Consider the following 3,684-nt stretch of genomic DNA (forward strand, 5'->3'; position numbering starts at 1 on the left):
CCCTTCCGCCACACCCGGGTGGGGCGGTCTCCCCCCCGCCCCACGCGACAACTCAGTGCTTGCCGGGCGCCTCCCGGGCGCCCGCAGTTCTCAGTACTGGACCGAACCGCCCACCTGCGTGGTCACGCCGCCGAGGTCGGTGGTCTGCCCGGGGATATCGCCCTGCGGGAGCTTACCAATCTGAGCGGCCGCGTCCAGGATGGTGCCGCCACCGGGGAGCAGGCGAATGAAATTCTCGGTGTCCGCCTTGGCCTGATTGGCCACGGTGGAATCGAGCACGAACTCCAGCTTGCGATCATCGCCCGGACCGGCGCTCGCGAAGGCCGTCACCTTGATCTGATTGACCTGGGTGAAGTCCAGCGACATACCGGCCTCACCGGTGCCACCCGGGGTGGTGTAGCCGATGGTGCCGACGTAACCGTCCAGGTTGCTGAAGTGGTGCGTGTTCGCGGCGAAACCGGGCAGCGCCGCGCCGCCGTCGATATTCGCGCCGATCTCGGTGTGCGGACCCTGCATGGCGACCACGGGAGCCGCGGGGGCGGTCTCCACGGCCGGGGCCTGCCACTGCGGCTTCGGCTTGGTCTGCTCACCGGTCAGGGTGTTCAGCGTGGTGTCCGGCTGATCCTGATCGGTGGTGACCGCGGGCTGCACCGTACCCGGATTGGTCGCCTGGGTGTCGGGCTTGGTCTGGGTGCCCGCGGGCGGGTTCTGCACGGGGATGGCGGGCGCGGTCTGACCGGGCACCGGCAGCGGTGCGACGCGCGGCACGGTCACACCGGGCTGGGTCGGCTTGGAATCCTTCGGATTCGCCTGCGGCGCCACACCGGCGGGCTGGGCCGGGGTGGTGTCATCGGCCTTGGGGGTCTCACCCGAGGGCACCGTGGTGCCGGGCTGGGTGGTGTCGGGCTTGGGCGAGCCCGGCGTGGTGACACCCGGCTGGCTCTGCTGCGGTTTGGTGGTGCCCGGCTGCACATTCTCCGGCTTGGGCGCGGGAACGACTGCGGCCTGCGGGTTTTCAGGGGTGGGATCGGTGGTCGGCGGCTGCTGGGTATCGCCCGGCTGCTGGCCGGGCTGCGCCGGGACCGCGCCCGGGTCATTGGGGGCCGCGTTCGCGGGTGCGCCCAGCAGGCTGACCACGGCGACCGCGCCGGCCAGCGACAGGGAGGTACTGGCCTTTATCCGATTCGGCTTGCGGTGCTTCACTTTTCGCCCTATTCGTTCGTACCTCATCGCCGCGATCGAGCAAGCGGGGCGAGTACGAGCTGCACAGCGGCCGCCTCGGAAAGGGTTGACCCCCCGGCGTTCTCGCGACCGCCCTGCCGATCGCTTCCCGTCGCGAAGTGAATCACACCAGCGTATTCCAGGCAAGGCGGCGAGTGTCATTACACCGGAAGTTAACCCGTCAGTCCAGGTCGTCGTGCCGCATCAGCTGACGCGCGGCCTCGGTGACCGAACCGGTCAGCGACGGGTACACAGAGAACGTCTGCGCGAGATCGTTCACCGTCAGATTGTTCTGCACCGCAAGGGCGATAGGCAGAATCAGCTCCGAGGCGATCGGCGCGACCACGACACCGCCGATCACCACACCCGTGGCGGGACGGCAGAAGATCTTCACGAAACCCCGTCGCAGGCCCGACATCTTGGCCCGCGGATTGGTGTTCAACGGCAGCATGACCGTGCGCGCGGGCACCTCGCCATTGTCGATCGCGGTCTGACTGACACCGACGGTCGCGATCTCCGGACGCGTGAACACCGCCGAGGCAACGGTTTTCAGGCGAATCGGCTGCACACCCTCACCCAGTGCGTGATACATGGCGATTCGGCCCTGCATGGCCGCCACAGAGGCCAAAGGCAGCAGTCCGGTGCAGTCGCCCGCCGCGTAGACACCGGTGGCGGTGGTGCGCGAGACCCGGTCGACGCGAAGGTAACCACCCTTGTCGAGTTCGATGCCCAGCCGGGCCAGACCCAGGTTCTGGGTATTGGGGATGGAGCCGACCGTCATGAGCGCGTGCGAACCGGTAACGGTGCGACCGTCGGACAGCTTCACCACGATGCCGTCGGCGGTGCGCTCCACCGCATCGGCGCGGGCGTGCTTGACCAGTTCCACACCGCGTTCGGCGAGCGCGTCCTCCAGCACCAGCGCGGCGTCGGCGTCCTCACCGGGCAGTACGCGGTCGCGGCTGGAGACCAGCTTCACCTTCACGCCCATCTCGGTGTACGCCGAGACGAATTCCGCACCGGTGACACCGGAACCGACCACCACCAGGGTTTCGGGCAGCTCCTTCAAGTCATAGAGCTGACGCCAGTTCAGGATTCGCTCACCGTCGGGCTCCGCGCCCTCGAGCACACGCGGGCTCGCACCGGTGGCGATGAGCACCACCTCGGCCTCGATCACCTGCTGCTGACCATCGGCGAGGGTCGCCTTCACCAGGTGCGTGGCCAGACCGGGAGCCTGATCGATGAGTTCGCCGTAACCGGACAGCACCGTCACCCCGGCGGTCTGCAACTTCACCTTGATATCGGCGGACTGCGCCTGCGCGAGGGCCTTCACCCGCGAGTTCACCTCGGCCAGGCGCACCTGCGCCTGCGAGGGATGCACGGTGATGCCGAGATCGCGGGCGCGGCGCAGATCGGTGCGCACGCCGGTGGAGGCGATGAAGGTCTTGGAGGGCACGCAGTCCCAGAGCACGCAGGCGCCGCCGATCCCGTCGCTGTCGATCAGCGTGACGGGCGCGCCGTGCTGTGCGGCCACCAGCGCCGCTTCGTATCCGGCGGGTCCGCCTCCGATGATCGCAATGCGGGTCATTGTTTCCCTCGCTTCTGGTGGGCAACCGGGATCTCCGGCGCCGCACTAAAACCCTAACGGGCGGTATCCCCACAGCTCCGACCGCGTCTGAAGACAGCTTCGTCACAATTGGCGAGTGCCGTAAATGAGATAAGGGCTGCTCCGGGGTGACCGGTCGGGTTGCACACGAACCGCTGAGGATCGGGATCAGGGGCGGTTGCTCGGGATTGTTCGATACGCTCTAACGGTGCCGATTTACGCCGCCTACGGATCCAACATGGATCCCGAGCAGATGCTCAAGCGCTGTCCGCACTCCCCCGTGTACGGAACCGGCTGGCTGGAGGGTTGGCGCCTGACCTTCGCCGGGGACGACATCGGCTGGGAGGGACCGCTCGCGACCGTGGTCGAGGAGCCCGGATCCCGGGTTTTCGTCGTCCTCTACGACGTCCCGGGTGAGGACGAAGCGAGCCTGGACCGCTGGGAGGGCTCGGACTTCGGCATTCACAAGAAGATCCGCCTCCGCGTCACCCTGAACCAGGGCGCCGCCACCCAGCCCGTCCTGGCCTGGCTCTACGTGCTGGACGCCTATGAGGGCGGCCTACCCTCGGCCCGCTACATCGGCGTCATCGCCGAAGGGGCCGAAAAGGCCGGGGCCCCAAGCGAATACGTGCACGCCCTACGCACCCGCAACAGCAAGAACGTAGGCCCGGGCACCTTCGGCCTCTGAGCCGCCGCCCCACCCGACCATTCCCGGAGGGCCCGCACACCATGTGCGGGCCCTCCGCCATGTCATCCCCGCCATGCGCGCCCCGGCCCGGGCCGCCCTCGTCATCCCGGCATGCTTTCGACGGGGATGACGTACCCGCCCGAGATATGCCGCCGGGCCGCACCCTCAGGTC

At 68.2% G+C, this 3,684-nt stretch carries 3 protein-coding genes; 1 reads left to right on the forward strand and 2 read right to left on the reverse strand.

Annotated elements, in window-relative coordinates; genetic code table 11:
- Window positions 1-90 precede the first annotated feature (90 nt).
- Together ACFC4D_RS46355 and ACFC4D_RS46360 are read right to left on the reverse strand one after the other, a co-directional pair.
- Entirely contained in the window at window positions 91-1,203 is a 1,113-nt protein-coding gene (locus ACFC4D_RS46355) for a hypothetical protein (protein WP_364646177.1), read from the reverse strand.
- 199 nt (window positions 1,204-1,402) lie between these two features.
- Window positions 1,403-2,806 carry an NAD(P)H-quinone dehydrogenase gene (locus ACFC4D_RS46360; RefSeq protein WP_364646174.1) on the reverse strand — a complete coding sequence of 468 codons (1,404 nt, stop codon included), beginning with the start codon at window positions 2,804-2,806 and terminating at the stop codon, window positions 1,403-1,405.
- Between the two features lie 226 nt (window positions 2,807-3,032).
- On the opposite strand from ACFC4D_RS46360, the gene ACFC4D_RS46365 reads away from it, so the two are divergent.
- Complete coding sequence (locus ACFC4D_RS46365) at window positions 3,033-3,512, forward strand: gamma-glutamylcyclotransferase (RefSeq protein ID WP_364646172.1); 480 nt, start codon at window positions 3,033-3,035, stop codon at window positions 3,510-3,512.
- The last annotated feature ends 172 nt before the right edge of the window (window positions 3,513-3,684 follow it).

Source organism: Nocardia sp. NPDC056000 (genome assembly GCF_042269265.1).
Taxonomy (GTDB): Bacteria; Actinomycetota; Actinomycetes; order Mycobacteriales; family Mycobacteriaceae; genus Nocardia.